This window comes from Xenorhabdus sp. SGI240 (assembly GCF_040081915.1).
In the GTDB taxonomy this organism is placed as follows: domain Bacteria; phylum Pseudomonadota; class Gammaproteobacteria; order Enterobacterales; family Enterobacteriaceae; genus Xenorhabdus; species Xenorhabdus bakwenae.
Genome location: NZ_JBEBMB010000026.1, coordinates 1 through 19,693, shown reverse-complemented (window position 1 = coordinate 19,693; position 19,693 = coordinate 1). Strand labels below are relative to the sequence as shown.

At 44.9% G+C, this 19,693-nt stretch carries 15 protein-coding genes, 2 tRNA genes and 1 rRNA gene; 6 read left to right on the top strand and 12 right to left on the bottom strand.

Features of this window, described 5'->3' with window-relative positions:
- Window positions 1-71 precede the first annotated feature (71 nt).
- Together rhlB and gppA are read left to right on the top strand one after the other, a co-directional pair.
- Window positions 72-1,355 (top strand): ATP-dependent RNA helicase RhlB, encoded by a 1,284-nt coding sequence (gene rhlB, locus ABLA76_RS06340; RefSeq protein ID WP_348987290.1) that lies wholly within the window; start codon window positions 72-74, stop codon window positions 1,353-1,355.
- A 41-nt stretch (window positions 1,356-1,396) separates the two neighbouring features.
- Window positions 1,397-2,905 (top strand): guanosine-5'-triphosphate,3'-diphosphate diphosphatase, encoded by a 1,509-nt coding sequence (gppA, locus tag ABLA76_RS06335; RefSeq protein WP_348987289.1) that lies wholly within the window; start codon window positions 1,397-1,399, stop codon window positions 2,903-2,905.
- Between the two features lie 55 nt (window positions 2,906-2,960).
- On the opposite strand, the gene rep is transcribed toward gppA, so the two are convergent.
- Entirely contained in the window at window positions 2,961-4,994 is a 2,034-nt protein-coding gene (rep, locus tag ABLA76_RS06330; RefSeq protein ID WP_348987288.1) for a DNA helicase Rep, read from the bottom strand.
- Window positions 4,995-5,150: 156 nt separating this feature from the next.
- On the opposite strand from rep, the gene ABLA76_RS06325 reads away from it, so the two are divergent.
- Complete coding sequence (locus tag ABLA76_RS06325; protein ID WP_348987287.1) at window positions 5,151-6,266, top strand: class II histone deacetylase; 1,116 nt, start codon at window positions 5,151-5,153, stop codon at window positions 6,264-6,266.
- 53 nt (window positions 6,267-6,319) lie between these two features.
- Here the strand turns inward: ABLA76_RS06325 and ilvC are convergent, their stop codons facing one another.
- Window positions 6,320-7,798: a ketol-acid reductoisomerase gene (ilvC, locus tag ABLA76_RS06320; RefSeq protein ID WP_348987286.1), complete on the bottom strand. Its 1,479-nt coding sequence runs from the start codon at window positions 7,796-7,798 to the stop codon at window positions 6,320-6,322.
- 160 nt (window positions 7,799-7,958) lie between these two features.
- Here ilvC and ilvY point away from each other — a divergent pair, with 160 nt between their 5' ends.
- Window positions 7,959-8,840: an HTH-type transcriptional activator IlvY gene (gene ilvY / locus ABLA76_RS06315; protein ID WP_348987285.1), complete on the top strand. Its 882-nt coding sequence runs from the start codon at window positions 7,959-7,961 to the stop codon at window positions 8,838-8,840.
- 200 nt (window positions 8,841-9,040) lie between these two features.
- On the opposite strand, the gene ilvA is transcribed toward ilvY, so the two are convergent.
- The 6 genes from ilvA to ilvL form a co-directional block, all read right to left on the bottom strand.
- The gene (gene ilvA / locus ABLA76_RS06310; RefSeq protein ID WP_348987320.1) at window positions 9,041-10,591 is read right to left on the bottom strand and encodes a threonine ammonia-lyase, biosynthetic; all 1,551 of its coding nucleotides are present in this window, start codon (window positions 10,589-10,591) and stop codon (window positions 9,041-9,043) included.
- Window positions 10,591-12,441, bottom strand: coding sequence for a dihydroxy-acid dehydratase (gene ilvD, locus ABLA76_RS06305; protein WP_348987284.1), 1,851 nt, complete (start codon window positions 12,439-12,441; stop codon window positions 10,591-10,593). The genes ilvA and ilvD overlap by 1 nt, the downstream gene beginning before the upstream one ends.
- A gap of 91 nt (window positions 12,442-12,532) precedes the next feature.
- Entirely contained in the window at window positions 12,533-13,459 is a 927-nt protein-coding gene (locus ABLA76_RS06300) for a branched-chain amino acid transaminase (protein WP_348987283.1), read from the bottom strand.
- 24 nt (window positions 13,460-13,483) lie between these two features.
- Window positions 13,484-13,747 (bottom strand): acetolactate synthase 2 small subunit, encoded by a 264-nt coding sequence (gene ilvM / locus ABLA76_RS06295; RefSeq protein ID WP_348987282.1) that lies wholly within the window; start codon window positions 13,745-13,747, stop codon window positions 13,484-13,486.
- Complete coding sequence (gene ilvG / locus ABLA76_RS06290; protein WP_348987281.1) at window positions 13,744-15,390, bottom strand: acetolactate synthase 2 catalytic subunit; 1,647 nt, start codon at window positions 15,388-15,390, stop codon at window positions 13,744-13,746. Before ilvG ends, ilvM begins: the two co-directional genes overlap by 4 nt.
- Before the next feature lie 142 nt (window positions 15,391-15,532).
- Window positions 15,533-15,628, bottom strand: a complete 96-nt coding sequence (ilvL, locus tag ABLA76_RS06285; RefSeq protein ID WP_152669737.1) for an ilv operon leader peptide — start codon at window positions 15,626-15,628, stop codon at window positions 15,533-15,535.
- Window positions 15,629-16,229: 601 nt separating this feature from the next.
- On the opposite strand from ilvL, the gene ABLA76_RS06280 reads away from it, so the two are divergent.
- Entirely contained in the window at window positions 16,230-17,756 is a 1,527-nt protein-coding gene (locus tag ABLA76_RS06280; protein WP_348987280.1) for a YifB family Mg chelatase-like AAA ATPase, read from the top strand.
- A 62-nt stretch (window positions 17,757-17,818) separates the two neighbouring features.
- Here ABLA76_RS06280 and ABLA76_RS06275 read toward each other — a convergent pair whose 3' ends face one another.
- Window positions 17,819-18,157 (bottom strand): DUF413 domain-containing protein, encoded by a 339-nt coding sequence (locus tag ABLA76_RS06275; RefSeq protein ID WP_047771917.1) that lies wholly within the window; start codon window positions 18,155-18,157, stop codon window positions 17,819-17,821.
- Between the two features lie 115 nt (window positions 18,158-18,272).
- Here ABLA76_RS06275 and hdfR point away from each other — a divergent pair, with 115 nt between their 5' ends.
- Entirely contained in the window at window positions 18,273-19,115 is an 843-nt protein-coding gene (gene hdfR, locus ABLA76_RS06270; protein ID WP_047771918.1) for an HTH-type transcriptional regulator HdfR, read from the top strand.
- Between the two features lie 232 nt (window positions 19,116-19,347).
- Here the strand turns inward: hdfR and ABLA76_RS06265 are convergent.
- The 3 genes from ABLA76_RS06265 to rrf form a co-directional block, all read right to left on the bottom strand.
- Window positions 19,348-19,423 (bottom strand) — tRNA-Trp (locus tag ABLA76_RS06265).
- Between the two features lie 8 nt (window positions 19,424-19,431).
- Window positions 19,432-19,508: transfer RNA gene (locus ABLA76_RS06260), tRNA-Asp, on the bottom strand.
- A gap of 56 nt (window positions 19,509-19,564) precedes the next feature.
- Window positions 19,565-19,680, bottom strand: a 5S ribosomal RNA gene (gene rrf, locus ABLA76_RS06255).
- Window positions 19,681-19,693: the final 13 nt, after the last annotated feature.

The following is a 19,693-nucleotide window of genomic DNA, read 5'->3' as shown; positions in this document are numbered from 1 at the left end:
AACATAAGGGTGTCTTTATTTCAGCGGATACACTTTCTTAAAGCAATAGTTAACTGATATTCTACCATACTATGAGCAAAACACATTTGACAGAAAAGAAGTTTTCCGACTTCGCATTGCACCCAAAAGTCCTAGAAGCCCTTGAAAAAAAAGGGTTTTCCAACTGCACGCCGATACAGGCGCTAACATTGCCTTTAACTGTCGAAGGCCGAGATGTTGCGGGGCAAGCACAAACCGGAACGGGCAAGACGCTGGCATTTTTGGCGTCTACTTTTAATTACTTATTGACTCATCCTGCGAAGAGAGAGCGTAAAACTAATCAGCCAAGAGCACTGATTATGGCACCTACTCGTGAATTAGCGGTTCAAATATACTCTGACGCAGAAGAATTGGCGCAAGTCACTGGGTTGAAAATGGGTCTTGCCTACGGTGGCGATGGCTATGATAAACAGCTTAAGGTTCTGGAAGCGGGCGTCGATATCGTCATTGGCACAACAGGGCGTTTAATCGATTACGCAAAACAAGGCCATATCCATCTTGGCGCCATTCAAGTTATTGTCCTTGATGAAGCGGATCGCATGTATGACCTGGGCTTTATCAAAGATATTCGCTGGTTGTTCCGCCGACTCCCCGCAGTCACAGAAAGAATGAATTTGCTGTTTTCCGCAACTCTCTCTTATCGAGTGCGTGAACTGGCTTTTGAGCAGATGAATAATCCTGAATATGTGGAAGTGGAACCGCTGCAAAAAACAGGGCACCGCATTAAGGAAGAGCTATTTTATCCCTCCAACGAAGAAAAAATGCGTTTGTTACAGACTCTGCTGGAAGAAGAGTGGCCTGATCGCTGCATTATTTTTGCCAATACCAAACACCGTTGTGAAGATATCTGGGCCCATTTGGCTGCTGATGGTCATCGGGTTGGGTTGCTGACGGGTGATGTTGCACAGAAAAAACGTCTGCGTGTTCTTGAAGAATTCAGTATGGGCAATCGGGACATTCTGGTTGCCACGGATGTTGCCGCCCGTGGACTGCATATCCCATCGGTGACACATGTATTTAACTATGATCTCCCCGATGACTGTGAAGATTATGTTCACCGGATTGGCCGGACAGGCCGTGCTGGAGAAAGTGGCCATTCTATCAGCCTGGCGTGTGAAGAGTATGCGCTGAACTTACCGGCCATTGAAGAATATATTCAGCACCAGATACCTGTTAGCAAATATAACAGTGATGCATTACTGAAAGATTTGCCAGTACCTAAGCGCCGTAATCGCACCCGCTCAGGGGGACACCCTCGGCGTACCGGCGTACCACGCCGTGGCAATACAACACGTAACAGTAAGCGCCCAGGCTAAAATGACGCAATGCTGAAACAACACAAGCCGGAATAAATACTATGCTGAGTGCTTCTTCGCTTTATGCGGCTATTGATTTAGGCTCAAACAGTTTTCATATGCTGGTCATCCGTAAAGTATCCGGCAGCATTCAAGTCGTTACTCGCATCAAACGCAAAGTCAGGCTGGCTGCCGGATTAGATAAAAATAATCATTTATCACAACAGGCAATGGAACGGGGATGGCAGTGCTTGCGCCTCTTTTCCGAATATTTGCAGGATATTCCTGCCTCACAGATCCGCGTTGTTGCTACCGCAACCTTGAGGCAGGCAAAAAATTCAGATGAATTTACTAGAAAGGCCTCAGAAATATTAGGCAAATCTGTTCATGTGATCAGCGGCGAAGAAGAGGCTCAACTCATTTATCAAGGTGTCTCTCACACGACTGGCGGGTCTGAAAAGCGGCTTGTCGTCGATATTGGTGGTGCCAGTACCGAATTGGTAACAGGTGTTGGAGCCAAAACCACCCAGCTTTTCAGCCTTGAAATGGGCTGTGTTACCTGGCTGGAACGTTATTTCAATGATCGCCGCCTGACAGCAGAAAACGTTGCCAGCGCAGAAGCTGCTGCCCACGATATTCTCAGCCCTGTTGCCTCTCAGCTGCTCGGGCAAGGCTGGAACATTTGCGTAGGAGCTTCCGGCACAGTACAAGCCTTGCAGGAAATCATGCTTGCCCAAGGTATGGATGAATTGATCACCCTACCCAAACTCCAGCAGCTTAAACATCAGGCGATTGAATGCGGCAAGCTGGAAGAGTTGGAAATTGATGGGCTGACACTGGAACGGGCGTTGGTTTTTCCAAGCGGATTGGCAATCTTAATCGCTATTTTTCAGGCATTGAATATCGAAAGTATGATACTGGCAGGCGGCGCACTCCGTGAAGGTCTGGTTTACGGGATGCTGGATGTGCCGATTGAGCAGGATATTCGGGCAAGAACCCTGTGCAATATTCAGCATCGCTTTCAACTGGATATTGAGCAGTTACAGCGTGTCAAACAGTTAGCCGAAAACTTTTGCCAACAAGTTGCCAAGTCATGGAAATTGGACGAACGTTGTCGCGAGTTATTGGCTGGCGCCTGTTTGCTCCATGAAATAGGCCTGTTCATTGACTTTCGTCAGGGACCTGCACATTCCGCTTATTTGATAAGCCACTTGGATCTGCCTGGTTATACGCCAGCCCAAAAACGACTGTTGGCTACGCTATTGAGAAATCAAAGCGGCCCGGTGGATTTAGCATCGTTCAGTCAGCAAAATGCTGTGCCATTGATACAGGCACAGCGGTTATGTCGTTTATTGCGTCTGGCCATTATTTTCGCTCACCGTCGGCGGGATGACACTTTGCCAACATTACGATTACAGGCGGAAAATGAAACGCTCATTATCACCTTGCCTTATCAATGGCAGATAAAACACCCACTCAGAGCGGCAGCATTACAGCAAGAAATGAAGTGGCAGAGTTATGTCCAATGGCTGTTGTTACTTGAGGAGCAAAATAACGCTCGCCCAGGCTGAAGTTTTTACTTTATTCCCCTGCTATTATCCATAAATGCAGGGGAATATTATCGTACTATTTATTATTGTCGGTTTTCAGCCCAAGTCCCAGACGGGATTTAATATCGGCAAGGCGCGATTGCCCCTGTATCATCCTTTCCTCTGCGCTCATCACTCTCTTACCTTGTGGCCAATCCAAGTCATCCTGTGGCAATTCAAGCAAGAATCGGCTCGGTTCTGGACGGATAAGTTCACCAAACTGACGACGCTCTTTGCTGAGAGTAAAAAAAAGCTCTCTCCGCGCACGCGTAATGCCGACATAAGCCAAACGACGCTCTTCCTCAATGTTATCTTCATCAATGCTGCTCTGGTGTGGTAACAAACCTTCTTCCATACCCACCAAAAAAACATAGGGAAACTCCAGCCCCTTGGAAGCATGTAGCGTCATTAACTGAACTTGATCCAGCTCTTCATCTTCCTCGCCTCTCTCCAGCATATCCCGCAACGTAAAACGCGCCACAACTTGAGAAAGGGACATTGGCTCATTCAAGTCATCGCCTTCAAGCATTCCACTCATCCAAGTGAAAAGTTGGTTGACGTTCTTCATTCTCATTTCAGCCGCTTTTGGGCTGGGGGAAGTATCATATAACCAGCTTTCGTAATCCATGCCGCGCAGTAAGTCTCTCACCGCCAGCAATGGCTCCCGCTCCGCCTGACGAGCTATTTCATCCATCCAGTGGGTAAAGCGCTGTAATGCCGCCAAACCACGTCCTGTTAAATGCTGTTCCAGTCCAAGATCAAAACTGGCTTGATATAAGCTCTTGCTACGCCCATTCGCCCATTCGCCCAATTTCTGGATCGTCACTGCACCGATTTCTCGCCGGGGTGTATTGACGATACGTAAAAACGCACTGTCATCCTCAGGATTGGTCAACACACGCAAATAAGAGAGCAAATCTTTAATTTCAGGCCGGGAAAAGAATGATGTGCTCCCTGAAATTCGGTAGGGGATGCGGTTTTGCATCAACATTTTTTCGAAGATACGGGATTGGTGATTACCGCGATATAAAATAGCGTAATCTTTATAGTCCGTTTTATTAATAAAGTGATGAGCGATCAACTCTCCCACCACACGTTCAGCTTCATGATCCTCATTATTCGCTTCAATCACCCTGAGCGGATCACCATACCCCAACTCAGAAAAAAGTTTTTTCTCAAAAACATGAGGATTGTTGGCTATCAGAATATTCGCCGCTTTCAGTATCCGCCCGGATGAACGGTAATTCTGTTCCAGCTTAATCACATTCAACTGCGGGAAATCGTCTTTCAATAAGATCAAATTCTGTGGACGGGCACCACGCCATGAGTAAATAGATTGATCATCATCACCAACCACGGTAAAACGGGCGCGATTACCCACCAATAATTTCACCAGTTGATATTGACTGGTATTCGTATCCTGATATTCATCCACCAGCAAGTAGCGAATTTTATTCTGCCAACGCGCCCTCACTTCCTCATCATGCATTAACAGCAATGTTGGTTTAGTAATCAGATCATCAAAATCGAGAACATGACAACTATTCAGGTGCAAATCATAACGACGGTAACACTCTGCAAACTGGTGTTCCTGCGCTGAACGTGCCATCCTCATTACGTGTTCTGGCGACATTAGGTCATTCTTCCAGTTAGAGATACTCGATATCAGTTTCTGTAGCAGATCCTTATCTTCTTGCAACAAATCCGCTGTCAGATCTTTCAACAAAGCCATCTGATCTTGATCATCAAACAATGAAAAATTGCTTTTCATGCCCAGTGCTTTGTATTCACGTTTAACGATCTCCAAACCCAGCGTATGGAAAGTCGAGATCATTAACCCCCGGGTTTCCTTACGTCCCAAAGTTTGTGCAACACGTTCTTTCATCTCCCGTGCCGCCTTATTAGTAAAAGTAACTGCCGCAATATGGCGGGCCTGATAACCACAGGTACGGATCAGGTGGGCAATTTTATTGGTGATCACTCGAGTCTTGCCAGAGCCGGCACCGGCCAAAACCAGGCAAGGACCCGTTACAAATTCAACCGCTTGTTGTTGGTTTGGATTTAATCGCATATTGTTTCGAACACTATATCAATTTTAATTCTACTGTAATTAAAATACATAAAATCTATTTAACTACACTAATGTTATAAGGGCCAATTACGCTTATATACCCAATAGATTTCAAGTTAGGGCTTGAAAGATAAAGGGAATCAAAGAGGATGTAATATGCTACGTAAGACAGGTTTTTTCTTTGATGAACTCTGTTTCTGGCACAACTCTGGATTATCACACGTTTTGACATTTCCTGTTGGAGGATGGGTACAACCGCCCAACGGGGCAGGACATGCAGAATCACCGGAAACAAAACGCAGAATGAAAAGCTTAATGGATGTTTCCGGTTTAAGCCATTCGTTGCAACTGCGTCGTGCTGAACCTCTTGATGACGCAACGCTAGGGCTAGTTCACACCGAAGATTATTTACAGCGCTTTAAGTCCATAAGTGATAATGGCGGAGGAATGTTAGGTTCTGAAGCACCAATAGGGCAAGGCAGTTATGAAATTGCCAAATTATCCGCCGGACTCGCTTATGCGGCAGTAAAAGCCGTGTTACAAGGTGAACTGGATAACGCCTACAGTCTTTCCCGTCCCCCCGGTCACCATTGCCTGCCAGATCAAGCAATGGGATTCTGTTTCCTGGCCAATATTGCTCTTGCCATAGAGCATGCCAAAGCGCAGCTTGGGGTTGGACGAGTCGCAGTCATTGACTGGGATGTTCACCACGGTAATGGAACCCAACATATCTTCTGGGAACGTGATGATGTTCTGACCATTTCATTGCATCAAGATGGCTGCTATCCCGAAAGCTATAGTGGTGAGGAAGATATCGGCGCTGGCAAAGGGGAAGGTTTCAATATCAACATCCCACTGATGGCAGGCGCTGGGCACAACAATTATCTTTATGCTATGGATAGCATTGTGCTTCCTGCATTGCGACGTTATCAACCCGAGTTGATTATCATTGCCTGCGGCTATGATGCCAATGCGTTTGATCCGCTGGCACGAATGCAGTTGCATAGTGATAGCTTCCGTGAAATGACCCGCAAGGTACAGCAAACAGCCGATGAGCTGTGCCATGGTAAATTAGTTATGGTTCACGAGGGGGGGTATTCCGAAGCCTATGTGCCTTTCTGTGGGCTAGCTGTCATGGAGGAATTAAGTGGTGTGCGCACGAAAGTCAACGATCCGGCTTTGAATATGCTCCAATCGCAACAACCGAAAGAACGGTTTGAAACATTTCAACGACAAGTCATTGATGAATTGAAACTGACATTCAGCCTGTAAGAATTAAAGATCTCCTGCCCGATAAAATAACTTCGGGCAGGATAAATAGAATGTTAACCACCGACTGCAATGCGTTTCATATCCGTCATATAACCACGCAAAGTACGGCCGATAACTTCAATAGGATGGTTACGGATAGCTTCATTTACATCACGTAACTGCGCATTATTGATGCTACGATCTGCAACTGCTTTTCCTAAATCCCCGGCTTGCAGAGTTGCCATGAATTGCTCTTTCAGCAACGGAACAGCGACGTATGAGAACAGATAGTTACCATATTCCGCCGTATCAGAAATGACCACGTTCATTTCATACAGGCGTTTGCGAGCAATGGTATTCGCAATTAACGGCAGTTCATGCAAAGATTCATAATAAGCAGACTCTTCGATAATGCCAGTATCTACCATCGTTTCGAATGCCAGTTCTACTCCGGCTTTAACCATTGCCACCATCAGGACGCCATGATCAAAGTATTCCTGTTCACTGATATGCTCTGAGTAATCTGGGTAATTTTCAAATGATGTCTTACCGGTTTCTTCACGCCAGGTCAGCAAGTTTTTATCGTCATTTGCCCAGTCAGCCATCATTGTGGAAGAGAATTTACCAGAAATGATGTCATCCATATGTTTCTGGAACAACGGAGTCAAAATGGTTTTCAATTGTTCAGACAGGGCATAAGCGCGCAATTTCGCTGGATTGGAAAGACGATCCATCATCAATGTAATGCCGCCCTGTTTCAGCGCTTCGGTAACCGTTTCCCAACCAAATTGAATTAATTTTCCGGCATAACCTGGCTCGATACCATCCGCAACCAGTTGGTCATAGCACAACAAAGAACCCGCCTGTAACATGCCACACAGAATGGTCTGTTCTCCCATCAAGTCAGATTTAACTTCTGCGACAAAGGAAGATTCCAGTACGCCCGCCCGATGCCCCCCGGTTGCGGCAGCCCATGCTTTCGCTATCGCCATTCCTTCGCCTTTTGCATCATTTTCTGGATGTACAGCAATCAGAGTGGGTACACCGAATCCACGCTTATACTCTTCACGCACTTCCGTACCCGGACATTTAGGCGCAACCATCACAACGGTGATATCTTTGCGTATCTGTTCCCCCACTTCAACGATGTTAAAACCGTGGGAATAGCCCAGTGCGGCCCCTTCTTTCATCAAAGGTTGCACGGCCTGAACCACTGTGGAATGCTGCTTGTCTGGCGTCAGGTTGATAACCAAATCAGCCTGTGGCACTAACGCTTCATAAGTGCCAACTTTGAAACCATTTTCGGTTGCTTTACGCCATGATGGTCGTTTTTCATCAATCGCTTCTTTACGCAAGGCATAGGCAATATCTAAACCAGAATCACGCATATTCAGACCCTGGTTTAGCCCTTGCGCACCACAACCGATGATCACCACTTTCTTGCCTTTCAAATACCCTGCTTCGTCAGCAAATTCTTCCCGCGCCATAAAGCGGCATTTGCCTAACTGCGCCAATTGTTGACGCAAATTCAACGTATCAAAATAATTAGCCATGGTGACTCCGATATAATAATGAGGTGTGAGGTCGTTTGCATAGAAACAATATATGACATGCAAGCCATTGCTGAAATTGATATATTAACAAGACTATATTGCAGTTTATGCAACAAACTTTTTCACGGCAAATAACCTCTGAATAAAGGGCCAAAAAACGATGGATCTACGTGATTTAAAACTGTTTTTACACCTTGCGGAAAGTTGTCATTTTAGCCGTTCAGCCAAAGCCATGCATGTCAGCCCATCCACACTTTCACGCCAGATCCAGCGCCTTGAAGAATTATTGGGGCATCCGCTTTTTCTGCGGGATAACCGGACAGTAAAATTGACCTCAGCCGGTGAACAATTCAAACAATTTGCCCAACAAACTCTCCTGCAATATAAACAACTACAGCATTCATTAAACCACCAAAGCCCATCACTCACGGGAGAGTTACGTCTATTCTGTTCAGTCACGGCGGCGTATAGCCATCTTCCACAAGTACTGGATAAATTTCGGGCAGAACATCCCTTGGTGGAAATTAAACTGACAACAGGAGATGCTGCTGATGCCGTCGATAAAGTTCAATCCGATGCGGCAGATTTGGGGATTGCTGGTAAGCCAGAGAGGCTGCCTGATAATGTCAGTTTTACTAAAATAGGCGAAGTACCACTGGTATTGATTGCCCCGACTCTGCCTTGCACCGTGAGAAATCTCGCTACCCAGGAACACCCCGACTGGAATAATATCCCTTTTATCCTGCCTGAGCATGGGCCTTCCCGCAAGCGCATTGAACTGTGGTTCCGGCGGCATAAGATCCTGCACCCCGTCATTTACGCGACAGTTTCCGGCCATGAAGCGATTGTTTCTATGGTAGCACTAGGTTGTGGGATTGCACTGATCCCTACGGTTGTTGTCGAAAATAGCCCTGAACCTGTGCGTAACCGTATTTCACTGCTGGAAAATATTGCACTGGTCGAGCCATTTGAATTAGGTGTCTGTGCGTTGAGTAAACGTTTGAACGAACCGTTGATTAAGGCTTTTTGGGAACTATTGTAGTCTGACAATCGTTATTATCTGGATATATAAAAAATAAAATCAGCAAAATAGCCGCCTTTTCATACTCGATAAACTTCAAGTTGCAATCCGCAAGACGACGCGAGGCCTTATATTTCCCCGCTGTGCAGGGAAATATAACACGCATCTTGCAGTGGGATTGGTATAGAAGATATTCTGCTGTTTATTTAATTGATTTATTATTAAGTCAGAAATAATTTAAATGAAGGATTACCGGTTTCATCATGATATTCATAGCCTAGCGCATCCAAATGGCTATCAAAACACACTTCTGGCCCTGCAAGCTCAAAGGCAGCCAATACTCGCCCATAATCCGTGCCGTGACTGCGGTAATGAAACAGGGTGATATTCCAATGCGTCCCTAATGTTTGCAAAAATTTCAGTAAAGCCCCCGGAGATTCAGGAAAGGCAAAACTAAACAATCGCTCCTGCAATGGCTTGGATGGCCTGCCACCGATCATATAACGAACATGCAGCTTTGCCATTTCATCATCCGTAAAATCAGCAACTTGATATCCCGATGCGTTTAACTCTTCAATAATTTCACGACGTTCGCTATTTCCCCGGCTCAATCTGATCCCCATAAAAATACAGGCTTGGTTGGGATCGGTTGCATCCGAATAACGATAGCTAAATTCAGTTACGACACGAGTACCCAGTATCTGGCAAAACTGTAAGAAACTCCCCTTTTGTTCAGGGATCGTCACCGCCAGCAAGGCTTCGCGTTGCTCTCCAAGTTCACAGCGTTCTGAAACGTAACGCAACCCATGAAAATTCACATTAGCCCCAGAAAGAATATGTGCCAGCCGTTCTCCCTGAATCTGGTGTTGCTGGACATATTTCTTCAAGCCTGCCAGTGCCAGCGCACCGGAAGGTTCTGCAACCGCCCTGACATCTTCAAAGATATCTTTCATGGCCGCACAGATAGCATCGCTGTCTACGGTAATGACATCATCGACATATTGCTGGCATAAGCGAAACGTTTCGTCGCCAATGCGTTTAACCGCAACACCTTCCGCGAATAATCCCACTCTTGGCAAATCGACCGGATGCCCTGCTTCCAGTGCGGCTTTCAAACAGGCAGAATCCTCGGCTTCCACACCAATGATCTTCATTTCAGGTACAAGCTGTTTGATGAGAACAGCAACCCCTGCAATCAATCCGCCGCCGCCAACCGGAACAAAGATACGATCAAGATGAACATCCTGCTGTAGCAACTCCATTGCCAGTGTCGCCTGACCTGCAATCACGACAGGATGGTCAAAGGGTGGAACGAAGGTGTAACCATGCGCTTTTGCCATCTCAATGGCTTTTGCCTTCGCTTCATCAAAGTTCGTACCATGCAATAGAACCTCGCCACCAAAACTGCGAACTGCATCGACTTTGATATCCGCTGTCGCTATCGGCATGACAATGGTGGCTTTTATGCCAACCTTATTGGCCGATAATGCAACACCTTGCGCATGGTTACCCGCTGAAGCCGTGATCACACCTTTGCTTTTTTGCTCTTCCGTCAAACCCGCAATCATCGCGTACGCACCGCGCAATTTGAAACTATGTACCAACTGGCGATCTTCCCGTTTAACCAAAATCGTATTGCCTAAACGTACAGAGATTTTTTTCATTTCCTGTAAGGGAGTGACTTGAGCAATATCATAAACTGGCGCACTCAATGCCGCCTTGAGATATTCCGCCCCCTTGGGTTCAGTATTCAGAGGATAAACCGCCACAATCAACCCCCCAGTTTGGTTTTATCACGCACAGCGCCTTTGTCAGCGCTGGTCGCTAATGAAGCATAAGCCCGTAATGCCAAAGAAACCTGACGTTCACGGGACTTAGGTGTCCACGCCTTATTTCCGCGAGATAATTCAGCCTGTGTACGATCAGCCAGTTCTGTTTCCACCACATCTAACTGAATTGTACGGTTCGGAATATCAATATTGATGAAATCGCCATCATGAATCAGGCCAATCAAGCCACCATTTGCCGCTTCTGGAGAGACGTGCCCAATAGATAATCCCGATGTTCCGCCTGAGAAACGTCCATCCGTAATCAATGCACAACTTTTTCCCAATCCCATCGATTTCAGATAGGTGGTGGGATAGAGCATCTCTTGCATCCCTGGGCCACCTTTCGGCCCTTCATAGCGAATAACCACTACGTCGCCTGCGACGACTTTTCCACCGAGAATGGCTTCTACTGCATCCTCCTGGCTCTCGTAAACTTTGGCTGAACCACGGAAAGTCAGGATTTCTTTGTCAACGCCTGCTGTTTTCACAATGCAGCCATCTCTTGCTATGTTGCCGAATAAAACAGCCAACCCACCATCCTGACTGTAAGCATGAGTCAGTTCACGAATACATCCCGCTGCGCGATCGGTATCTAACGATGGCCAACGACAATCTTGTGAGAAGGCTTGCGTGGTGCGAATTCCGGCTGGCCCCGCTGCATACATCCGCTGAATATTTTCATCTTTGGTCAGCATGATGTCGTACTGGGCCAATGTTTGGGGCAAATCCAAACCCAAAACATTTTTCACATCACGATGCAAAAGCCCTGCGCGATCAAGCTCACCAAGAATGCCAAACACACCGCCAGCGCGATGGACATCTTCCATATGATATTTCTGGGTGCTCGGCGCCACTTTACATAAATGCGGCACCTGACGAGACAAACGATCAATATCCGTCACCGTGAAGTCAACTTCAGCTTCTTGCGCTGCGGCCAACAAATGCAAAACGGTGTTAGTCGAACCGCCCATTGCAATATCCAATGTCATGGCATTTTCAAAGGCCGCTTTGGTCGCAATACTACGCGGGAGAGCGCTATTATCATCTTGCTCATAATAACGCTTAGTCAGTTCGACAATGCGTTTACCGGCATTGATAAACAGGGTTTTACGATCAGCATGGGTCGCTAGCAGTGAGCCATTACCTGGCTGCGAAAGTCCAAGCGCTTCGGTCAAACAATTCATCGAATTCGCCGTAAACATACCTGAGCAGGAACCACACGTTGGACAGGCAGAACGTTCGATTTGCTCGCTCTGTTCATCACTGACATTTGGATTGGCACCCTGAATCATGGCATCGACCAAATCCAGTTTGATCAGTTGATCGGATAATCGCGTCTTACCCGCTTCCATTGGACCACCAGAAACAAAAATAACCGGAATATTTAAGCGCAAAGAGGCCATCAACATGCCCGGTGTGATTTTGTCGCAGTTGGAAATACATACCATAGCATCAGCACAGTGGGCATTGACCATGTACTCCACTGAGTCAGCAATCAACTCCCGCGAAGGTAACGAATAGAGCATTCCACCATGCCCCATTGCGATTCCATCATCAACAGCGATGGTATTAAACTCTTTCGCAACGCCTCCTGATGCCTCAATCTGTTCTGCCACCAGCTTGCCGAGATCACGCAAATGTACATGCCCTGGCACGAACTGCGTGAATGAGTTAACAACTGCAATGATAGGCTTTCCAAAATCTGCATCAGTCATACCCGTGGCTCGCCATAAGGCACGGGCTCCCGCCATATTGCGGCCATGAGTCGTCGTGGCAGAACGGTATTTAGGCATTGTTTTCACTCCCATGTCAGTCTTATCAATTAATAGCTTCAGCAATCAAAACAGGCGGGGAACGACCGCCTGTTGAGTTTTATATTTTTTATTAAGGATTAATCGGATCCAACCAACCCCATTTATCTTCTGTCGTACCATCAAATAAGCCAAAGAACGCGCTTTGGATTTTTTTAGTGATGGGACCACATTTGCCGATACCCACCTGAATACCATCTACACTACGAACTGGTGTGATCTCCGCAGCCGTTCCTGTCATGAATACTTCATCCGCTAAATAAAGTGATTCACGAGAAAGTGCCTGTTCACGAACTTCCAGCCCAAGATCCTGTGCCAACTTGATGATGGCATCACGCGTGATCCCCGGCAGGGCAGATGAAGTAAATGGCGGTGTGAATAGAACGCCATCCTTCACTTCAAACAGGTTTTCGCCCGCACCTTCTGAAATATAACCATGAACATCCAGTGCAATCCCTTCCTGATAACCATGACGCCGCGCTTCACTTCCCACCAACAAAGAAGAGAGGTAGTTGCCGCCTGCTTTTGCACCTGTAGGAATTGTGTTTGCTGCCATGCGATTCCATGAAGAAACCATTGCATCAATGCCCTGATCCAAGGCTTCCTCACCAAGATAAGCTCCCCACGGAAAAGCAGCAATGATAACGTCTGTTTTATAACCAGCAGGTGGGTTCACTCCCATGCCAACATTACCGATAAATACCAATGGGCGAATATAAGCACTGACCAATTTATTTTTACGCAGCGTTTCACGGCAGGCCTCCATTAATTCGTCCACACTTTGACTGACTGGAAAACGGTAAATCTTGGCTGAGTCACGCAAGCGCTGCATATGTTCACGATGACGAAAAACAACGGGCCCTTTATGGGAATCATAGCAACGGATCCCTTCAAATACCGAAGTACCATAATGTAAGGCATGGGACATAACGTGAACTTTAGCCTCTGCCCACGGCACCATTTCCCCATTGAACCATATATAATCAGCTTGCTTTGTCATTCTCAGTTTTCCTTCAAGGGCGCATTAGGCGCTTATTAATCGTGATTCTTTGTGTTTGATCTCAACACCCGCAACATCCACCAATTTCAGCAATTGGGAAAAAAGTAAATTAACTGGACGTTGGCTAGACACGGTGAGTTCAATATTTACATTATCATTATCATTATCTGTTATATGATCCATATTCAATGCGCATATCTGAAATCCTCGGTGACGGATAACCCTCAAAATCCGCTCCAAAATCTCAGGACAAAACCGCGCCTTAATAGCAAGTTGATGCTGTATCATAATGATTTCTCCAACATGGTTTCGTTGCCTGCACCTGGTGGAACCAATGGCCAGACATTCTCTAATTCATCAATAGACACATGTAATAAATACGCGCCCTCGCTGTTGAACAAAGCATCCAATGCTTCATCCACTTGTGCTTTGTCAGTCACTCTCTGTCCCGGAATACCAAATGCCTGCGCCAACGTAAGAAAATCAGGATTATCAGTTAAGATCGTTTCGCTATAACGTTTGTCAAAAAACAACTCTTGCCACTGGCGAACCATACCCAATCGTTGGTTATCCAATAAGATCAGTTTAACCGGCAATTGCTTGCGTTTAATCGTGCCCAATTCCTGAACATTCATCATGAAGGAGCCATCTCCAGATATGCAGATAACCATATCGTCAGGACGAGCCATCTGGGCACCAATCGCCGCCGGAATACCGAATCCCATTGTGCCTAATCCACTTGATGTGATGAAATTTTCTGGCTGACTAAAAGTCATGTGTTGAGCAGCCCACATCTGATGCTGTCCAACATCGGTTGTGATAACCGTACTGGACGAAGCACGTTCAGAAACCTGCTTCAACAGTAACGGAGCATAAATATTTTCACCCTGATAGTCATAACGCCATGCATGTTCGTTTTTTAATTGTTTGATTTTTTGCTGCCAGGCTTGGATAGATAAAGGTTGTTGTAAATGAGGCAATAGGGTTTTTAAATCACCCAATAATGACACATGGGTTTGACGTAATTTATTGAATTCAACGGGATCAATATCCACATGAATCACTTTGGCATGAGGGGCAAAAGTATTCAGCTTCCCTGTAACACGGTCATCAAAACGCGCTCCGACAGCCATTAACAAATCACAAGATTGAACGGCAAGGTTAGCGGCTTTAGTACCATGCATCCCTAACATTCCCAAATAACATTCATGTTCAAAATCTGCCGCTCCCAATCCTTTCAATGTAGAAACAACGGGAATACCCGTTTCAGAGACAAAATTGCGCAACTCAGGAACAGCACCAGACATGCCAACCCCTCCACCCACGTACAAAATAGGTTTCCGAGATGAAACTAACAATTGACGGGCCAACTCAATCTTTTGTTTTGGGAGAGAAAATTTAGGGGATGTCGGTATTAAATAGGGGGCAAAGTCACTTTGGCCTAACTGAATATCTTTGGGTAAATCAACCAGAACAGGGCCTGGGCGACCACTCATGGCAATCGAGAAAGCATCGGCCATGATTTGGGGTAATTTTTCCAGAGAATCAACAAGAAAGCTGTGCTTTGTACAAGAAAGAGACATTCCCAGTATATCGATTTCCTGAAAGGCATCCGTCCCTATAAATTCAGAACTTACCTGTCCGGTAATCGCGACAACAGGAACAGAATCCAATAATGCGTCAGCCAATCCCGTGATTAAGTTTGTTGCTCCTGGCCCTGATGTCGCGATGCAAACGCCCGGCTTGCCACTTGCCCTCGCATAGCCAATTGCTGCCATAGCGGCTCCTTGTTCATGGCGACATAAAATGTGCTCAACACCGCCATCATACAGCGCGTCATAAACAGGCATGATGGCGCCACCTGGATAACCAAAAACTTTTTCAATTCCCTGTTTTCGTAATGCCTCTACAACCGATTGTGCCCCGTTCATTGCCGTTTCCCCTGTTATGTTTACCTTGCCATTGGCTGTTGTGATGTTTTGTTACTTCTGCGTGTCTAACCCAGTATCAGGCCTAAAAAAAACCCCCGCGCCTTTCGGTGCGGGGGTTTTTGGAATCTGGCTGTTCTTCTGTCTAAGCCGTTCTTCGTCCAAGTGCAGCCCCGCACGGTGGGATAATCACCACCACACTCACAATAATTAGGCTAATCACTAGGACAAATGCATTCATAACTTTATTCGTTTTTAATTCGTATGTTTGACGTGTATTTAAGAGTTACCACTTTCTATGATTGTTGACAACGATTATTTTTGTTTTTTTCATAACAAAATTATTTTATTTATATTTTTCATTTAGATAACCAAGAAACAGATAAATCCACTGGAATTCACGCATGTTTAGCTCAGAAAAAATTGCCATCTATTTGTTTAATAAAATTATTAATAGATAAAATAATAAAAAATAAGTTAATCGTCTAAGTCTCTATAGCAGGGCAAAAATGCGATCAAAATTCATTTTTTATAATTAATTATTATCACGATCAACAGTATATAGAATTGAAGTTTATTAAATTAAATTTATGTATTTTGTGCAGTTATAATTATTAATAAGTACCATTCATTACCGTTCTCTTTTTTATCATAAGAGTACCAGTTTGTTAGAATACTCATATATAACACTATGTTATTATTAAAATTCAAACAACTGAATAGTTGTCAGCATCCTCATAATGATAAATATATTTACGAACCTTTTCACAAAACAATGAAAGGCGACTTTTCATTATTTTTTATCAATCCATGATAACAGCTTTCTTGCTAAGGAGAGCATCATGACACTGGCTGTTATTCATACACGGGCAACAATTGGTATTGATTCCCCTATCGTCACGATAGAAGCACATATCAGTAATGGTTTACCCGGTCTCACCCTTGTTGGTTTACCTGAAACGACCGTAAAAGAAGCTAGAGATCGTGTCCGAAGTGCTCTGATCAATAGTGGTTTTACTTATCCTCCCAAAAGGATCACTGTCAATTTAGCGCCAGCTGATCTCCCCAAAGAAGGGGGAAGATATGATTTACCCATCGCTATTGCAATTTTAGCCGCATCAGAGCAGATCACGACAGATAAGCTACATAATTACGAGTTTTTAGGTGAGTTAGCACTCTCTGGTGAAATACGGCAAGTTATGGGAGCAATTCCCGCCGCATTGAGTGCAAAAAGAGCTGGAAGGCAACTTATCCTTTCCTCAGAGAACCAGACTGAATTGGCAATTTTGTCTCAGAATGAAACGTTAATGGCAAATCATTTGCTGCAAGTCTGCCATTTCTTACGAGGAGAAAACGCGAACTTATCCTCTCCCCCTCCTGTTGAACCACAAACTGAATCATTTGTATTAGATATGCAAGATATTATTGGACAGGAACAAGCTAAACGGGCATTGGAAATCACAGCCGCTGGCGGTCATAATCTTCTGCTACTCGGTCCTCCAGGCACCGGAAAAACTATGCTTGCCAGTCGATTATGTAGTTTGTTACCGCCATTGACGCATCAGGAAGCGCTAGACGTTGCAGCAATCAATAGCTTGGCGGGATGTCAATTACATCATCAAAAATGGCATACACGCCCATTTAGAGCTCCTCATCACAGTTCTTCAATGGCAGCTCTTGTTGGAGGAGGTTCAATACCCAAACCTGGAGAGATTTCTCTTGCCCATAATGGCGTGTTATTTCTGGATGAATTACCTGAATTTAACCGCAGTGTCCTTGATGCCCTACGGGAACCGTTAGAATCTGGCGAAATAGTAATATCCCGTGCCAGAGCAAAAGTGCGTTTTCCTGCCCAAGTTCAATTGATTGCAGCCATGAACCCTAGCCCAACCGGCTATCATCAAGGAATACATAGCCGAAGTAGTCCACACCAAGTATTACGTTACCTCTCTAAACTATCAGGCCCTTTTTTAGATCGTTTTGATCTCTCTATTGAAGTTCCTTTGCTCCCTCCGGGAATTTTAAGTCAATCATCAACAAAATATGGAGAAAGTAGTCAAGAAATCAAAAAACGCGTAGCAAGGGCAAGAAAAATACAAATAGAGCGCTGTGGGCACATTAATGCCCGTCTCAATAGCAAACAAACTGAAGATATTTGCAAAATTAGCATGGAAAATGCCGTTTTTCTGGAAAATACTTTATTGAAATTAGGTTTATCTATACGTGCTTGGCACAGAATACTTAGGGTTTCTCGCACAATTGCAGATTTAAGAGAACAAACAAGAATAGAAAAACCAGATATTATGGAAGCAATCAGCTACCGAAGTATGGATAGGTTACTTATACAATTACAGAAGCAGACTGGATAAGTTATCGGTTAGAAGAGAGGCAATCGCCCCTCTTGGATAGATGATTAATATTAATGATGGTATTAATCATCAGTATCGGTATAGTCCTCTGCAGAATCAAGCTGAGGTTTTCCACCGGAAAGGGTATGAAAACGTTTTGGACGGCTAATTTTTGCCAAATACTTAATCCATACCTTTTCTTCTGTCGTTGCAGGTGCACGTTCACCACGGCAAACTGCAACAAACAGTTCTTCTTCTTCTGTTTGAGGTTCACGTTTACCAAGGTCCAATTCATTGAACGCATAACCATAACGTTCTAGCAATTGAGCCTCTTTGATGGTGAAATCACCATGACGGGAAAATCCACGTGGATAATTTTTATTATCAAAAAAACGATTAGTCGTGATGAAGCTTTCAGCCATCTGACACACTCCTAACTCTAAGTCATACTAATTATGGCGCGGAGTATTAGGGAGGCTTGACATTCTGTAAAACAAAATATTTAAATCTTAACGACAAAAACTATTGGAGATGCATGTGGATACTGAATTACTGAAAACCTTTTTGGAAGTCAGTAAGACTCGTCACTTTGGTCGGGCAGCTGAATCGCTCTATTTAACACAATCCGCTGTTAGTTTTCGTATCCGTCAACTAGAAAATCAGTTGGGTACTAATCTATTCACTCGACATCGTAATAATATCCGCCTAACTGCAGCCGGAGAACGCCTGGTACCTTATGCAGAATCACTAATGAGTACCTGGCAATTGGCGAAGAAAGAAATCAATTATATTGCCCAACATACAAAACTCTCTATCGGCGCTACAGCATCCCTATGGGAAAGTTATCTAACATCCTGGATAAATACGTTTTATCAACACCACCGGGAAACAAGAATCGATTCTTTCGTTTCAACACGCCAGTCGCTAGTCAAGCAATTACATTCTCGTGAATTAGATCTGTTAATTACCACTGAACCGCCCAAAATGGATGAGTTTCAAAGTCAGCTGATAGGTAATATCCAGCTTATTTTATTAACAACCCGGCATAACCTTGATAAACCAGTAGAAAATTATATCAAATTAGAGTGGGGAGCTGATTTTCACCAGCAAGAACAACAAATCTTAAAGAACGATCACCCACCTATCATTACAACCACATCAGCACATATTGCCAGAGAGTTATTGGATAGCGTTAATGCTACAACCTTCCTTCCTGTACATTGGCAAGAAGAATATCCGAAACTCGTTGCCTTACCTAATAATCAGTTAATAGAACGGCCATTATACGCTGTATGGCTACAAAACAGTGACCAACAAGCGCTTATCCAACACTTATTAAAAATTCCTGTGGAGAAAGCACCTGTAACCACCAAAAAATAATTTTTATAGAAAAAATAATGAGTTATATACAGCATGGTGCGCAAAAGCGTAGCGCTCGCAAAGAAATTAGAAGTTAAAACTATAGGCCAGTAAAAACACAGGTCAGAACTGCAATATGTTAAAGCTATAGTACGTTAGTCACTGTACAAAAAACGACAAACAAGAAAAACCCAGCTAACTTTAGCTGGGCTATTAATCTGAAAGCTATATCAATTATTACTTATTTGTTAACTGGCAGGGGCGGAGAGGCTCGAACTCCCAACACCCGGTTTTGGAGACCGGTGCTCTACCAATTGAACTACGCCCCTAAATACGGTGGCGGTGCGGACGGGACTCGAACCCGCGACCCCCGGCGTGACAGGCCGGTATTCTAACCAACTGAACTACCGCACCACCGAATTTCTTTCTCTGTGCTGCCTTTTGGGCCGGCAACACGTTTTTTAATCAATGTCTGGCAGTGTCCTACTCTCACATGGGGAGACCCCACACTACCATCGGCGCTACGGCGTTTCACTGCTGAGTTCGGCATGGGTTCAGGTGGTCCCACCGCGCTATTACCGCCAGACAAATTCTGTCTT